16 protein-coding genes are annotated in these 14,720 nt (G+C 59.3%); 10 read left to right on the top strand and 6 right to left on the bottom strand.

Features of this window, described 5'->3' with window-relative positions; translation table 11 throughout:
* Positions 1–13 precede the first annotated feature (13 nt).
* The 7 genes from EKH79_RS18950 to EKH79_RS13695 all read left to right on the top strand — a co-directional run bounded on the left by EKH79_RS18950 (position 14) and on the right by EKH79_RS13695 (position 4,237).
* Entirely contained in the window at positions 14–292 is a 279-nt protein-coding gene (locus EKH79_RS18950) for a hypothetical protein (RefSeq protein ID WP_199754312.1), read from the top strand.
* A gap of 123 nt (positions 293–415) precedes the next feature.
* Positions 416–601 carry a hypothetical protein gene (locus tag EKH79_RS13720; RefSeq protein ID WP_126674376.1) on the top strand — a complete coding sequence of 62 codons (186 nt, stop codon included), beginning with the start codon at positions 416–418 and terminating at the stop codon, positions 599–601.
* A 92-nt stretch (positions 602–693) separates the two neighbouring features.
* Positions 694–1,038 (top strand): MliC family protein, encoded by a 345-nt coding sequence (locus tag EKH79_RS13715; RefSeq protein WP_126674375.1) that lies wholly within the window; start codon positions 694–696, stop codon positions 1,036–1,038.
* 183 nt (positions 1,039–1,221) lie between these two features.
* Positions 1,222–1,506 carry a hypothetical protein gene (locus EKH79_RS13710; protein ID WP_126674374.1) on the top strand — a complete coding sequence of 95 codons (285 nt, stop codon included), beginning with the start codon at positions 1,222–1,224 and terminating at the stop codon, positions 1,504–1,506.
* Positions 1,507–1,704: 198 nt separating this feature from the next.
* On the top strand, positions 1,705–2,637 hold the full coding sequence (locus EKH79_RS13705) for a LysR substrate-binding domain-containing protein (RefSeq protein WP_126674373.1): 933 nt from the start codon (positions 1,705–1,707) through the stop codon (positions 2,635–2,637).
* A 218-nt stretch (positions 2,638–2,855) separates the two neighbouring features.
* Positions 2,856–3,821, top strand: a complete 966-nt coding sequence (locus EKH79_RS13700) for a helix-turn-helix transcriptional regulator (protein WP_199754310.1) — start codon at positions 2,856–2,858, stop codon at positions 3,819–3,821.
* Positions 3,822–3,850: 29 nt separating this feature from the next.
* Positions 3,851–4,237 (top strand): lysozyme inhibitor LprI family protein, encoded by a 387-nt coding sequence (locus tag EKH79_RS13695; protein WP_126674372.1) that lies wholly within the window; start codon positions 3,851–3,853, stop codon positions 4,235–4,237.
* Here the strand turns inward: EKH79_RS13695 and EKH79_RS13690 are convergent.
* The 4 genes from EKH79_RS13690 to EKH79_RS13675 form a co-directional block, all read right to left on the bottom strand.
* Positions 4,234–5,439, bottom strand: a complete 1,206-nt coding sequence (locus EKH79_RS13690; RefSeq protein ID WP_126674371.1) for an alpha/beta fold hydrolase — start codon at positions 5,437–5,439, stop codon at positions 4,234–4,236. The genes EKH79_RS13695 and EKH79_RS13690 overlap by 4 nt on opposite strands.
* Positions 5,440–5,464: 25 nt before the next feature.
* Positions 5,465–5,812, bottom strand: coding sequence for a hypothetical protein (locus tag EKH79_RS13685; RefSeq protein WP_126674370.1), 348 nt, complete (start codon positions 5,810–5,812; stop codon positions 5,465–5,467).
* 432 nt (positions 5,813–6,244) lie between these two features.
* Complete coding sequence (locus tag EKH79_RS13680; RefSeq protein ID WP_126674369.1) at positions 6,245–7,126, bottom strand: EamA family transporter; 882 nt, start codon at positions 7,124–7,126, stop codon at positions 6,245–6,247.
* Between the two features lie 117 nt (positions 7,127–7,243).
* A complete protein-coding gene (locus EKH79_RS13675) occupies positions 7,244–8,164 on the bottom strand; it encodes a LysR family transcriptional regulator (RefSeq protein ID WP_126674368.1) in 921 nt (306 codons plus the stop codon).
* A gap of 95 nt (positions 8,165–8,259) precedes the next feature.
* On the opposite strand from EKH79_RS13675, the gene EKH79_RS13670 reads away from it, so the two are divergent.
* A complete protein-coding gene (locus tag EKH79_RS13670) occupies positions 8,260–9,156 on the top strand; it encodes an aldo/keto reductase family oxidoreductase (RefSeq protein ID WP_126674367.1) in 897 nt (298 codons plus the stop codon).
* Positions 9,157–9,170: 14 nt separating this feature from the next.
* Here the strand turns inward: EKH79_RS13670 and EKH79_RS13665 are convergent, their stop codons facing one another.
* Both EKH79_RS13665 and EKH79_RS13660 read right to left on the bottom strand, forming a co-directional pair.
* On the bottom strand, positions 9,171–10,646 hold the full coding sequence (locus EKH79_RS13665; protein WP_126674366.1) for an FUSC family protein: 1,476 nt from the start codon (positions 10,644–10,646) through the stop codon (positions 9,171–9,173).
* A complete protein-coding gene (locus EKH79_RS13660) occupies positions 10,627–11,106 on the bottom strand; it encodes a MarR family winged helix-turn-helix transcriptional regulator (protein ID WP_126674365.1) in 480 nt (159 codons plus the stop codon). The genes EKH79_RS13665 and EKH79_RS13660 overlap by 20 nt, the downstream gene beginning before the upstream one ends.
* A 255-nt stretch (positions 11,107–11,361) precedes the next feature.
* Here EKH79_RS13660 and EKH79_RS13655 point away from each other — a divergent pair, with 255 nt between their 5' ends.
* Both EKH79_RS13655 and EKH79_RS13650 read left to right on the top strand, forming a co-directional pair.
* Entirely contained in the window at positions 11,362–12,000 is a 639-nt protein-coding gene (locus EKH79_RS13655; RefSeq protein ID WP_126674364.1) for a DUF4142 domain-containing protein, read from the top strand.
* 310 nt (positions 12,001–12,310) lie between these two features.
* The gene (locus EKH79_RS13650; protein WP_126674363.1) at positions 12,311–14,665 is read left to right on the top strand and encodes an isoamylase; all 2,355 of its coding nucleotides are present in this window, start codon (positions 12,311–12,313) and stop codon (positions 14,663–14,665) included.
* Positions 14,666–14,720 lie beyond the last annotated feature (55 nt).

Below are 14,720 nucleotides of genomic sequence, written 5' to 3'. Positions count from 1 at the left end.
CAGGTGGGTTGCTATGTTCGGAATCCTTACTGACCTGGAAAAATGTCTGGAACGGATTGACCCGGGCGCGCATCGCCGCATCAAGGGCCTGCGCCTTGTCACCGCTTATGGGATTGCCCTGGCGTTTGGGACGCTCCGAGATGTCAGCGCACATATTCCGTCGAATCTTTCGCTCGGCGTTCTGGCAGGAAACTTCGCTCTGTGGGCCAGCGTTTCCGGCATTGGGATTGGCGGCTGCATCGTTTCTTTTTCCCTTGCGCGCCGTCCCCGAGAAGCACAACGTTCCTTGTAGCGTTCTGCGTGCCTTTCGTATATTTGCCCATGCGAATCGGAAAGCTGCATCGCGATTTGGAAAACGCACGGTGCGTGATCTCGCAAGAATGCTCTCGACTTAAGGCATCTTGCGAGGCAATCCATGGATATCGACTTTGTAGAGCAGCTGGTGTGCTCCGATTGCGGCCTCGTCTACGGCGTGATGCTGGTATTCAACGACGGCCACGGCCCAGATAGAACCTGCCCGCGTTGTGGCGCGAGCGATGGCGCCATCTCGCCGCTTGAATGCATTTACCACACCGCACAGGCGTCGCTGATCCGCTTCTGATCGCGCGGCATATCCCCACTTTACGGCCGCGCTTCGCGAGATGCGTGGCAAGACGGCGTGCGAAACGTGCTTCGCCATTCCGGAGTTTTCTCATGAAGATGCTTCCCTTCGCCGCACTGCTGCTTTTCGCGGGTGGCGTCAGCGCGACATCGTTGAACGCGCCGCAGATTCAAGTGCATCGGACGATTACCGCCGACTATCGCTGCCCAGGCGGGCAACGCTTTCGCGTGACGTATCTCAACGCAAGCAATGGCCAGAGTTTCGCTGTGGTGCCGTATCGCGGCAACCCGATGCTGCTGGTCAGCACGATGGCTGCCGACGGCGCGGCCTATCAGGCCGACTCCCTTACGTGGAGGATCAAGGGTCGTGGCGCGACGCTTGTCGATGCGCGCGTCGATGCCGGCAAGCCGGTTTTGGAAGGATGTACGACGGACTGACGAGTCACCCAGGCAACGCATCGCAACGGCGCCGTTCGATTACGAAATTCGGTGTGGCTACGCGAAAAAGCCCCTGCTTTTCGGAAAGATCGACGGCCGTCCGACGCTCAAAATAAACCCCGAAGTCGATCAACGAGATTTCAATCTGTGCAGTCCTTTGCACTCAACCCTTGGAGAACCATCATGAGCAAGAAAAGTTTTGTACTGGGTGTTGCGCTGGCTTCCACGGCTTTGTTCGGTTGCGCCACGATGGCGCAGGACCGTCCGTATGTGGACATCGGCTGGCACCACGGCAACCTGAAAAATGCGCAGGAAAACATCGTTGCTGCATTCCAGTACATCCAACTGGCGCAGCGCGATAACGACGGCCAACTCGGCGGTCACGCCGCACGCGCCAAGGAATTGCTGACACAAGCCAACGAAGAATTGCGTTTGGCGGCAGACGTTGCGAACGCCGAAGGTCGTTGAGCAACGACGCCCGAAATACCCTTCCCCCTTTGCCGGATATTCGACATCGCTCCCGATGCCGGTATCCGGCTTTTTTTATGACTCATCATTTAAAGAACGTGCATCTCAGCGAATGAACACACATAATCGCCGCAGATATTGCGCGCCTGGGTGTGCGCAAGGGACATATCCGTTCGATCGCCGTCGGGAGCGCTAGACATGCAGTTCCGGCATTTGCGTTACTTCGCAAAGATCGTCGAGGCAGGAAGCTTTTCCCGCGCCGCGGCGCTCATCCATATTGCCCAGCCCGCACTGAGCAAACAGATCGCGGAATTGGAAGACGAGTTCGGTGTGACCCTGCTCCATCGCAGCGCACGCGGCATTACGCCGACCGTCGCGGGCGAAGTGCTCTATCAGGAAGCGCTCAAGCTTATGCGACAGGTCGACAATCTGCCGGCCATCGTGCGCTCTTCGCAGGGCGATGTGCAGGGCGTTGTGTGTTTCGGCATGGCATCGACCATGGCCCCCGCGCTCACCGGCAAAATGCTGGAAATCTGCCGCAATACGCTGCCGAAAGTGACATTGCGCTTCGTTACCGGCGACAGCCTCACGCTGCGCGAAAAAGTGGCCGCGCGCGCCATCGATATCGCGATCGTGTTCGAAGACGAACCGGAAGGCGGCTTCACGCGCGAAGTGCTGTTCCGGCAGCGGCTTTATCTGGCCAGTCCCAAAGGTTCGGCGCGAGCGTCATCCATCTCGTTGCAGGAAGTCGCGGCGTTGCCATTGGTATTGCCGACGCCTACGAATGTCTTGCGTCGACTGATCGATCGCGTTTTTGCACAAGCGAACATCACGCTGGCACCGATTGCCGAATCGGACCTCTTCGACGTGATGATGTCGGCCGTCGAAACAGGTCTAGGCCACGCCATCTTGCCCAAAGGCGATTTCTCGGACGTGCTGGGTCATCAGGACATTGCGACTACGCCGATCGAACCGCCGGTTTACATGACCGCCTGCCTGGTCAGCGCACAGGACGCGCCATTGACCCAGGCCGCCCTGGCCATCGAGGCCTCCCTGCTGACCTTCATCCGCGGCCAGCTGGAGGAAACGTCCTTCAAGGGCGCCGAATGGGTGGATCCCGAGCACCCATAGCCGGCCGTTATGGCCGCATAGCGAAACAGTATTTTCGCTTGGCACGGAAAAGTCGCACTCTACGCTGCATCGCACAACACGTGGGCCGGTCGGCCCCCGGCGATTCCAGCAACCCGATAGGCCGTACCCGCCAAAGCACCCGTCCAAGTCGCCGCTTCGACCTATCGCACTCCCTCTTTTGATTCGAACCGGCGCAGTCGTGCCGGAACGGAGACGTCATGTCCTGTGTCACCCAACAACGCAAGAACAAGGTACTCGCCACTCACGCCGCTTCGGCTACGCGCGATCTGTTGAACCGCGTGGCAGCGAGCCCGGACTGGCAGGAAAAGGTTATGCATCGCAGCGAGCGCCCGTTGAAGATTGCTGTCTCGCTCTGGACGCATGATGCAGACAGCCGTGGCGATTGCGAGATCACCATGCCACGCGATGCCTACACGGTAGGCATCCTGCTGGACGATACGCACGTTTGCCTGGATGCCGATGCACAGCGCGTGATCGACGCGTCGCTCGAAGCAGGCACGTGCTACGTCAGCCGCCCCGGCGAAACGGTACGTGTGACGTGTCCGCGCGGTTACAAGGCACTGCATCTGCGTATTCCGACCCAGCTGCTCTGGTTCAGCGCCGAGGCGGAACATGCGTGCACGGCACTCGAAGGCCGCTCGATCGGCCCAGTGAAGGACGGTTTGCTGCTACAACTCGCACGCACGCTCACCGATATGGTCGACAACGGCCAGAACACGACGTTTGCCGAACAGATCGTCGACATGCTGGTCGATTGCATCCGCCGCCTGCGTGCGGAGAACGCCACCGTCGCCCGCATATCGCGCAAGACGACGCTGCCCAACTGGCGCCTGCAGCGCGTGGATAGCTACGTGAAGTCGCATCTATCCGAATCGATAACGTTGTTGGATATGGCGAACGCCGCGGGCCTGTCGCCGATGCATTTCGCTGCGCAGTTTCGCGCTGCCACAAGCTATCGTCCGCATCACTACTTGCTGCTATGCCGGCTGGAACGGGCGAAGGAATTGATGACCGATGTGTCGCGCTCGATGCTGGATATCGCGCTGGAAGTAGGCTTTCAAACGCAGGCGCACTTCACTACGGTGTTCAAGCGTCTTACCGGTAAGACCCCGAGTGTATGGCGCGACGATATGCTGGAAGCGCGTTTACGCAAGATTGCTTGAATCTCGCACTGGTCAGAAAGGCACCCACGATGAAAACGGCACGCTTGAACACACTGCTCGCAAGTCTGCTGCTCATAGGCCCGGCGGCTGCGCAGGTCGCCAGTTACGACTGCGCAAACGCGGCCACCTCAACCGAGCGTGCGATCTGCGCATCCCCATCACTGGGCCGCAAGGATGTGATGGTCACCACGTACTACGATCTACTCTTGCATTTGAAGCCCGCGACGGCCGGCATGGCATACCGCGAGTTCGACGATCGGCTGCGCAACGAACAGCGACAATTCCTCGCCACGCGCAACGCGTGCGGCGCCAACACAAGCTGTCTTGAAAAGAGTTACGACGATCGGCTCGCGGTATTGCGCAAAACCGTCGGCCGCAATGCCGCTGTCGTTTTCGACCGGCCCACCACGCCCTAGTTGAAAGCGCTTCCGCACGAATCGGGCGCTTGTTGTCCATCGAAGCGGCCAGCCATCCATGCCACGGCGGCCAATGCGCTATCCGCACCCGCCAAGCCATGCTTCACACCCGGCATCGACATGTACTGCACTTTGCTTCCTGCGCGACACAGTCGCTGCACATAGGCTTGCGTGACAGCGGGAAGCACCAGGCGATCCGCATCGCCTTGTGCGACGAACACGGGAATATCCGGCGGCAACGTCCCAGAGATATTTTCCAGCAATAGCGAATGCCACGGTTCCACTTGCGTGATGTCGTCCACACGCAAAAACTGCTCGCGCAACGGCCGTTGTGACCGGCTGCGCTCCAGCATGTCCAAGGGTGATTCGATGCATTCATTGGACAACGCATCGACCGCGGGCATGGCGCCCGGCTCGATGACGTTATTCAGTGGAAGATGGAACACTTTCGACCATGACCACAGCGTCATCGCGGTGATGTTTCGCCCGCCGTCCGTATCGGCATCGTCGCGCAGCAAGGTTTGCAGATCCGTCGCAGGTGCTGCCACCGCGACGCCGACGAGCTGCAACTCCGGCGCATACTCTTTCGCCAGCGCGCCAGCGAACAACGCTGCCTGACCTCCCTGCGAGTGGCCCCACACGGCGTAACGATCTCCCGCGGCGGCTTGCGGCATGTTACGCACCGCGCGCACGGAATCGAGCACCGCACGCGCCTCGCTGTTTCCGACCAGATACGGATGCGGTCCGGGCGTGCCAAGCCCCGGATAGTCCGTCGCAACAACAATGTATCCGCGCCGCACCATATCGCGCAGGCCCATCATTGTTTGGAACACGAAGCGCGCTTGCGATGGTGCGCAATCCGACACGACACCCGTGGTGGGATGTGCCCAGGCAATGATTGGCCGACTGCCTTTCGGCGGATCTCCCGCCGGAATCACCACGACACCCGATACGAGGATCGGTTGATTCGACGGATCGGTGGAACGGTAAAGCACGCGATACGCCGACGCGCCTAACGGCGCGCCACGCATCGGCTCCATACGCACGATGGAACCGGGCATGCCCGGCATGCTTTCCGGTGGGGCTTGATAAAACGCCGGGTCTACACGCGCCGAGGTCACCGGCGCAAACGCGACGGCGCCAACGGCAACCAGCGCGGCACTCAGCGCACCAGACAATAATTTGCTCCTGAGTCGCAACATGATGTTTTGCTGTAACCGGCGACGTTCAGGCTTTGATCGCGATCACTAGCGCAAGACAGCAAGCGCCGACGATCGTCATGATCAGCCCCGCGATCGAGAGGCCGTTCGCATAGCGCGCGAAGCGAACGCAATGCATCGTTGTACGCGTGCGCCATGCGAATTTCGCCAGCAATGCGGCCGCTACATAGAGCAGTGCATTAACGGCGAGCAGCCCGTCGATCGCGACGCGCTCCGCGCTGATCCTTGCCACGGCGTGAAGCACACCGAACACCATCACGCATATTGCGAGCGTCGCTGCCGGCGACACGAAGATGGGCACTCCTTTGTCGATGCGCTGGCGCGAAACAACTTGCGATGTCTCATGACGATTCATGACTATGGCTCGCATACTTCTGGCTTCAAGGCGTGCGTGTCCGTTCCGCATTCGGCAGTCCGATGCGAAGCGATGGGTTGTGGGAAGTGCGCCGGTCCGGATCACGTATCCGAAACACTCATCCGGATAACGCGCCCGAACCGGCGCGAGGACAAAGCCCTCCGTGGCACCTTTCTTTCCATGAGCAACCGTTTGCCGGATACATCCGTTATCCGATCCGACCGACGTCGGCATGGCATCTCCGGCCAGGGCCTGCAGGCGCTGTTGCGACGCTCATGCAGGTCTTCATTTCGTCGTCCACGGCGCCATTATCCGGACTCGCGTTCGGCGGCTTTTTCACATAAGCCGACCTTATTTCCAGATCGAACGATTGGCGTGGATCAGGCGGCGTGAAAAGCGATCAAGCGGCTTTCGGCGCGATGTGGGGATATGTCAGTTCGCCAAAGGCTCGGCGATGGGCTGGCGCGCGCCAAACGCCGCGCCCGCAGATGCTGCCACGATGGCTGCGATGGCCAGCCATTGCAGCGTGCCCAATTGCTCGCCCAGAAATACCATGCCTGCCACTGCAGCAATCGCTGGCTCCAAACTCAACAGCACACTGAAGGTTCGCGCATGCAAGCGAGTCAGCGCGATCATTTCCAGCGTATATGGCAGCGCCGAACTCAGCACTGCGACGCCCAGTCCCAGCGGCAACAAGGCTAGCGAGAACATCGCGGTGCCGGCATGGACAAACCCGACTGGCACGGCCAACAGCGCGCCGATGGCAATGCCCAGCGCCACTGCGTCTCCGCCAAAGGCGACACCCGCTTTCTGTCCAAACAGGATGTACAGCGCCCAGCCTACGCCGGCGGCGAGCGCGTAGAGCACACCGATCGGATCGAGCGCATGCGCGTGTCCGTGCAACGGTAACAACAGGAACAAACCAATCACTGCCAACGCGATCCACGCGAAATCCAGCAGCTGACGCGAAGCAAACAGCGCGATGGCCAGCGGCCCGGTAAATTCAAGCGCGACCGCAATGCCAAGCGGTATCGTGCGCAGCGCCATGTAAAACACCATATTCATCGCGCCCATGGATAACCCGTAACCCCATAACGCACGCCAGTTGGCGCTACGGCGCGCGGTGCGCCAAGGGCGCCGCACCGCCAGCATCATCAGTGCACCCAAGCCCAATCGAAACGCGGTGGCGCCCTGCGCGCCGACCTGCGAGAACAAATGTTTTGCGATGGCCGCGCCGCATTGATACGACGCCATGGCGATCGTCAGCGCGCCGATAGCGAGCAACACCGGAGCCAACGAAGACCGTGATGACATGTCGAAACCAGGTGCTGGAGAGGGGTGTCTTATGATGCCTTTATGCCGCTTAAAAAGCGCATGGACCTTGCGACACTGCTGACGTCTTGTGACAGTAGCTTTCCCGATTTTCAGACATCAATGCGAAGTGCTTGCAGCATCGTTCAACGTTTTGACGAAATCGACGAATGCACGTAGTGGCGCGGGCATGAGGCGTCGACTCGGGAAATAAAGAAACGGTCCACTGAAGCGCGGCCACCACGGCTCGAGAAGGGGCTCCAATTTGCCGCTATCGAAATACGGGCGCAGCCAATCCTCAAACAGATAGATAACGCCCGTGCCGGCCACTGCGGCTTCAACGCCAAGATCGGTTGCTGCTCCGATCTGCACGACCAGCGGCCCCGATGGCTCCAGTTTGACGAGTTCGCCGTCGCGCTCGAATTCCCACGCGTTGATCATCCCGCTACTGAAGCGGCCGCGCAGGCAGGCGTGTGACAGCAAGTCGCGCGGATGCTCGGGCCGGCCATGGCGATCGAGATATGCAGACGACGCAGCAAGCGCGAAGCGTTGTTCACGCGGCCCGATCGGAACGGCGATCATGTCTTGTTCCAGCCGCTCGTCGTAACGAATACCTGCATCGCAGCCGGACGCGAAGACATCGACGAAACTGTCTTCGGCAATGATTTCCACCTGCACGTCGGGATACGCAGCGAGAAACTCCGGAAGGATCGCCGGCAACACCAAGCGTGCGGCGCTTACCGGCACGTTGAGCCGCAACGTACCGATGGGTGTCTGGCGTGCACTGTTGACGACATCCAGGGCCGATTGCACTTCTGCCAATGCGGGGCCGAGACGATCGAGCAACCGCTTGCCCGCTTCGGTGGGTGCAACGCTTCGCGTGGTGCGATTGAGCAACCGCACACCCAGTTGCGTCTCGAGCCGGCGAACCGCTTCGCTCAAGCCCGAAGGACTCATATCCCCTGCCCGCGCAGCGTCCCGAAAGCCCCCGGCGCGAGCCACGGCGATAAAAGCGTTAAGGTCGCTGAGGTCGACGTTCATTGTTCGCTATTTCGCACGGCCCGTGCGGATTGTGCGCTCTTATCGTGCGGTCCGACAACGCGTACGCTCTGCGCCATCCATTGAGGAGAACAACGATGCCCCTTCCCCGCCATTCCGACACGTTTACTCTCGGCAGCCGCACAGTGAAGCGGCTCGGCTACGGCGCCATGCAGCTCGCGGGGCCGGGTGTTTTCGGGCCGCCGAAAGACCACGCCACCGCGTTGACGGTGTTACGCACGGCCATCGCATCCGGCGTGAACCACATCGATACCAGTGATTTCTACGGCCCGCACGTCACCAATCGGTTGATCCGCGAAGCGCTTGCCCCGTATCCGGATGATCTGGTGATCGTCACCAAAATCGGCGCACGGCGCGGCGAGGACAAATCGTGGAATCCGGCGTTCTCGCGTGACGAACTCACGCACGCCGTGCACGACAACTTGCGCAATCTTGGGCTCGACGTGCTCGAGGTGGTCAACTTGCGCGTCATGTTCAGTCCGCATGGTGCGGCGGAAGGATCGATTGAAGCACCGCTGACTGTTCTGGCCGATCTTCAACGACAAGGTTTGGTTCGACACATCGGCCTGAGCAACGTGACGCCGACTCAGGTCGCAGAAGGACAAAAGATCTGCCCGATCGTCTGCGTGCAAAATCATTACAACGTTGCTCACCGCGGTGATGACGCGCTGATCGATAGTCTGGCGCGAGACGGCATCGCGTACGTACCATATTTTCCGCTTGGCGGCTTTACGCCACTGCAATCGTCGACTTTGTCGGAGGTTGCGCAACGCCTCGATGCAACGCCCATGCAGGTCGCCATTGCGTGGCTGCTGCAGCGCGCTCCGAATATGTTGCTCATTCCCGGCACATCTTCCATGACACATCTTCACGAGAACCTTGCTGCCGCCAAACTGCAGCTGCCCGATGATGCGATACGTGCATTGAACGCTATCGCTGCACCGGTTGGCGCAGCCTCCGTGACAAGCGTTTGATTTGATCTCGAAGATTACACGCCCGGCCTATCATGGCCTTCCAATAACGCATGCAGATGTTGCAGCGGCTCGGACAGCGACAAGTCGCGCTGTCCGAGCGTCTTCCGCGCATGGCGGACGGCGCGAACGAGGTCCTTTCTCGATCCCTGGAAAGCATCCACGCGGTGCGCGCTGTGCCTCAGCAGGTGGATCCATGTTGCAGGATGATTGGCGTTGCGATGCTGGAACGTCACATGCCGATGGAACTCGACGGGTGGCGCAACGCCATCCAGTCGCGCGATGTGTTGCTGGAAAACCTGCAGTTTTCTCTGTCGCTCTTCGGTCGATACATCTTCTGTGGACGCGAACTCATCCAAGGCAAGCAATGCGTCGGCAATGCGCCGACGCACTAAAGACTCCGTTGGGATCGGCAGGACAAACCATGTGGCACCGGCGCCGCATAGGGCGCCGATCAGAATTTCCAGCAAACGTAAGTGCAAGATGGACGCATCGGCATTCGCGCCGGTCGATTGCAGCATTGCGATAACCAGCGTCATGCAGGCTGCCCACCACGCGTAATTGATCTCCCTCAACCAGAGGCCAGCGAACAGCACGCCGAAGATCAACACGGCCGCTGCCGGGCCGTGTGGGGCATACATGTGCTGTACCAATGCAGCCGTCAGCGTGCCGGCGGTTGCGCCGGCGAGGCGGAGAAATCCCTTATAAACGGCGTCGCCGCGGCTTACGCTTCCGCTGCAGACGATAAAAGCGGTAAGCACGACCCAGCCCCAGTGTTGCGCGAAAAAGATGCGCCCCACGATGAAAGCTGCGGTGAGCGCGACGGCCATCTGTATTGCCATCCGTGTATGCGGCGACAGCGTGCCTTTCTTGCGCTGCGGTTCGACTACGCTTATAGCGATCTGCGCAGATGCACCATCGATCGCTGCGGCACGCTTTGCGACTTCAGCAAGCGCAATGAGCCATGCGTAGGCTGCCACGCCTGCAACAATGACGAGAAACAGGTTGACGAGATGTCCACCGGGCGCATGCGGTGGCGGCGGTGCAATAAGTACAGCAACGAGTGGCAGCGCCGCGATGCTGCCTATGCGCCGCATCGTTTCGCCGAGCTGCCTGGACCAGATCGAAAACGACATGGCCGAGACGAATACCGCTGCCCCGATGACGAACGCGTTGTGCAGCAGCCAACCAATCGCGGCGACAGCGACGGCGACGACGGGGAACGCGGCCAACTTCATCCATGGCGAATGGTCGCTTGATGTGCGCCGCCGCCCTTGTGTGAGTGCAAGCACCGCTGAAAGGATCGCGGCGTTGGGACCTGCCTGAAAGGGCCTGGAGATGGCGTAAACGGTGCAGAATGCGGCGATGGTCGCAACGATGGTGATCGCGGCAGGAATGCCCGCAGATCGGAATGTACCGCGCTGAGATGCCGTCGTACTCGCTGCGCTATTCGCGTTCCGTATCTCGGCCGGCTTAGTCGTCGGGCTGTTCATCCGGTGCGTTCCCCATGTCGATCAATGCAGCCAACGTTCGTCGCGTGCGCTGGATATCGTCGGCGCCGACGATATCCAGCAACTCCGCATCGACTTTTTCGCGTGCCGCGGCTTGGGCGGCAGCGGCGGCGCGTCCTCGTTCGCTCAATGTCACCGTCAACTTGCGCCGGTCTTCCGGATCGACAGCGCGTTCCAGATAACCGCGCGTTACCAGGGTGTCGACGAGCTGGCCCGCGGCCTGCTTGGAGATGCGCAATTCCCGAATGAGTTGCCCGAGCGGTACCCCACCGGCACCCATGGCGAGACCGCCGATCACATAAAGACCGTTTTTGGGCACATCGTCGTAGCCCGCTTCATCCAGGGCGCGGCGCATGGCGACGCCATAAGTGGTGCGGGCGTGCCGCAACAGGGCCGGCAGAACGACATCCTCATACCAGGGCTTTGATTCGGATTCGCTCATGGCCGGAAATTAGTCCATATATCTAATTGTCAACTTTATTGACCAATTAGCGGCCGATCAAGCACCTGCACCTCGAAGTCGGGGTGATGGCGCACCTCATCCGCTACTCACGAAGCGTTGAGGTCCCCAAAGAAACGCAAACCAAATCGGCCGCCACATACGCAACTGACGAAAATCAAACGCAAAGTGAACTATTGAAAGTCCACATTGGTTGCCAAGGGGCTCCATGGCTCGTGCGACCAGGTTGATACACCGATGCGCTTCGCCTATTTCAATACGTTTGTTTCGATCACCTTGGTGATGCTGTGCCTCACCCTCGCTGCGGGCGTCGCATCCGCGGCTGAGAACCAGACACTCAGCGCCGAGGAACAGGCGTTCTTGAATCGAGCCATGTCCGACGATGCAGCGCAGATCGCGATGGCGCAGATGGCGTTGAAGAAATCGACCAATCCCCAGATCGTGGCGCTGGCCAACGCGATCATCCAGGAGCGCACCGCGCTTGATGCAAAACTTTCCCAAGTGCTCGCAGCGACGACTGCGCAAGGCAAAGCGAAGCCGGTGGCCGCGAGCAACGACGCAACGCTCACCGCTTTGCAATCACTCAATGGCGATGCATTCGACAAAACATTCGCGGGCCTGCTGATCAGAGACCACTACCGAATCATCTCTGCCTACGAATCGATGAAGTCGGTGTGCACACATACCGGACTGCAAGACATCACCCGCGATGCGGTGCCGGCATTGCGAGGCAACCTGACTGTCGCGCTCGACTTCCTCCGATCGGAAAACTGGACGCGTTCCGCGCATCCGAGCACGCTGGCAACCGTCGACTCACACGGATCGAAAGTACCCGTCTATTGGGAATCGATTTCGATCGTCGCAGCACCGTGGTGAGATTGTTTCGGCAGCTTATTACGACTTCTTAGTGTGCGCATGATCGACGAAGACTTTCCGAAGTCTTTGTCGAAATGACATAGCCTTCACACTTATCAGCACCGCGATGCAATGAATACGTATGCATACGCTGGTTGCTGCACCGCGATGCTTCCTACTATGCGCCGCACTGGCTGCCGCATAGTCCGTTTCGTATCGCCACATAACGCGCGATAGATCTGGCCTTCCAAATGGCAGGCGTGTTCCGGGGAGAACACGCACACGGCTGTTGCACCTGTTCATCAACGAAGCAGGATGGAGGCAGATCCACATGAAGTGCATGAAGATTTTTGCCGCGTGGCTGATTTGCATCGGCCTGTTCGCAGTGTCTGTAAAGCCCGCGCAAGCATCGATCGACAGCATGAATCTCGGTGCCAGTTACAACTCGCAGCAAACGCAAATTACCTTCCGCGTTTATTCCGCCAATGCGACTCGCATGGTGCTGTATCTCTACGCCAGTGGTTACGGCTCGCAGGAATCGGCCACGTACGCGCTCACCAATGAAGGTGGTGGCGTCTGGCAGGTCGTTGTACCGGTGTCGTCGATTCAAACCGCAGGCATTACCGGCGCGGTTTACTACGGATATCGCGCATGGGGACCGAACTGGACGTATTCCTCGAGCTGGACGAAGGGGTCGTCCGCCGGTTTCGTTTCGGACGTCGACGCGAATGGCAACCGCTTCAATCCGAACAAATTGCTGCTCGATCCCTACGCGCGGGAAATCAGCCAGGACCCGCTCAATGCGCAGAATCAGAACGCCGATATCTTCGCGACTGGCGGCACGGTCGACTCGTCATTCGGAACAGCGTATCGACTGATCGACAGCGGTCCGTACGCACCTAAAGGCATCGTGCTTGCACCGAGCACGCAAAACACCGGCACGAAGCCGACCCGTGCACAGAAAGACGATGTGATTTACGAAGTGAACGTGCGCGGGTTGACCAAGCAGGACCCGAGCATTGCTTCGCAGTATCAGGGCACCTATTACGGCGCAGGACTCAAGGCCAGTTATCTGGCCAGTCTTGGCGTAACAGCCGTGGAATTTCTGCCAGTGCAGGAAACGCAGAACGACGAGAACGATGTCATTCCCGATTCCGATGCCGATCAGAATTACTGGGGCTACATGACCGAGGATTATTTCGCACCCGATCGCCGTTATGCCTATAACAAGGCAGCGGGCGGCCCGACGGCGGAATTTCAGGCGATGGTGCAGGCGTTTCACAACGCCGGCATCAAGGTCTATATGGATGTGGTTTACAACCACACGGCCGAGGGCGGCAGCTGGAGCAGTTCCGATCCCACTACGGTGACAAGCTATTCGTGGCGCGGACTGGATAACGCGACGTACTACGAACTCGATTCCACCAATCAATACTTCTACGACAACACCGGTACCGGCGCGAATTTCAATACCTACAATACCGTCGCACAGAACCTGATCGTCGATTCGCTCGCCTATTGGACCAACGCTATGGGCGTAGACGGATTCCGTTTCGATCTTGCGTCGGTGCTTGGCAATAGTTGTTTGAACGGAGCTGCGGAATCGGCCGCGCCGAATTGTCCGAACGGTGGTTACAACTTCGACGCATCGGATTCGAACGTCGCGATCAATCGCATCCTGCGCGAATTCACCGTTCGCCCCGCAAGCGGTGGTAGCGGACTGGATCTGTATGCGGAACCATGGGCCATCGGCGGCAATTCCTATCAGCTTGGCGGGTTTCCAGTGGGTTGGTCGGAGTGGAATGGTCTTTTCCGCGACAGCTTGCGTCAGGCGCAAAACGAGCTTGGCAACATGACGATCTACATCACGCAGGATGCGAATGATTTTTCCGGATCGTCCAATCTTTTTCAGGCGAATGGACGCTCGCCTTGGAATTCGACGAATCTTATCGATATCCATGACGGCCTGACGCTCAACGATGTGTATTCGTGCAACGGCTCCAGCAACAATCAAGCGTGGCCGTACGGTCCGTCCAGTGGTGGTACAACGACCAATTACAGTTGGGATCAAGGCATGTCGGCAGGTACCGGCACCGCTTTGGATCAGCGCCGCGCTGCACGCACGGGCCTTGCATTCGTGATGCTGTCGGCAGGCACGCCGATCATGCAGGGCGGCGACGAATATCTACGCTCGCTTCAATGCAACAACAATGCGTACAACCTCGATTCGACCGCCAACTGGCTGAACTACAGCTGGAACACCAATCAGTCGAACTTCTACAACTTCGCGCAACGTGCCGTTGCATTCCGTCTCGCGCATCCGGCGTTGCGGCCGGTCACGTGGTACACCGGCAGCCAGGTCGTCTGGTATGAACCCAGCGGTGCCGTCGCGACGAGCAGCTACTGGAACAACACTAGCAACTACTCGATTGCTTACACCGTGGATGGCGCATCGTTTGGCGATGCCAACTCGATCTATATCGCGTACAACGGCTGGTCTGGCAGCGTCACCTTCACGTTGCCAGCGCCGCCGACCGGCACGAACTGGTACCGCGTGACGGATACCTGCGACTGGAACGACGGGCCCAATACCTGGGTCACACCGGGCAATGAAACGTTGATCGGCGGTGCAGGCGCGACGTACAGCCAGTGCGGTCAATCGCTACTGCTGCTGATTTCCAAATAGACGGCTGATTGCCTGAAGGTAGTCAGGACCGGCGAGGTCTTGACTACCTCTTTTG

The organism is Dyella dinghuensis, from assembly GCF_003977615.1.
GTDB classification, from domain to species: Bacteria; Pseudomonadota; Gammaproteobacteria; order Xanthomonadales; family Rhodanobacteraceae; genus Dyella_B; species Dyella_B dinghuensis.
This window is presented reverse-complemented; position numbering and strand designations above follow the sequence as displayed.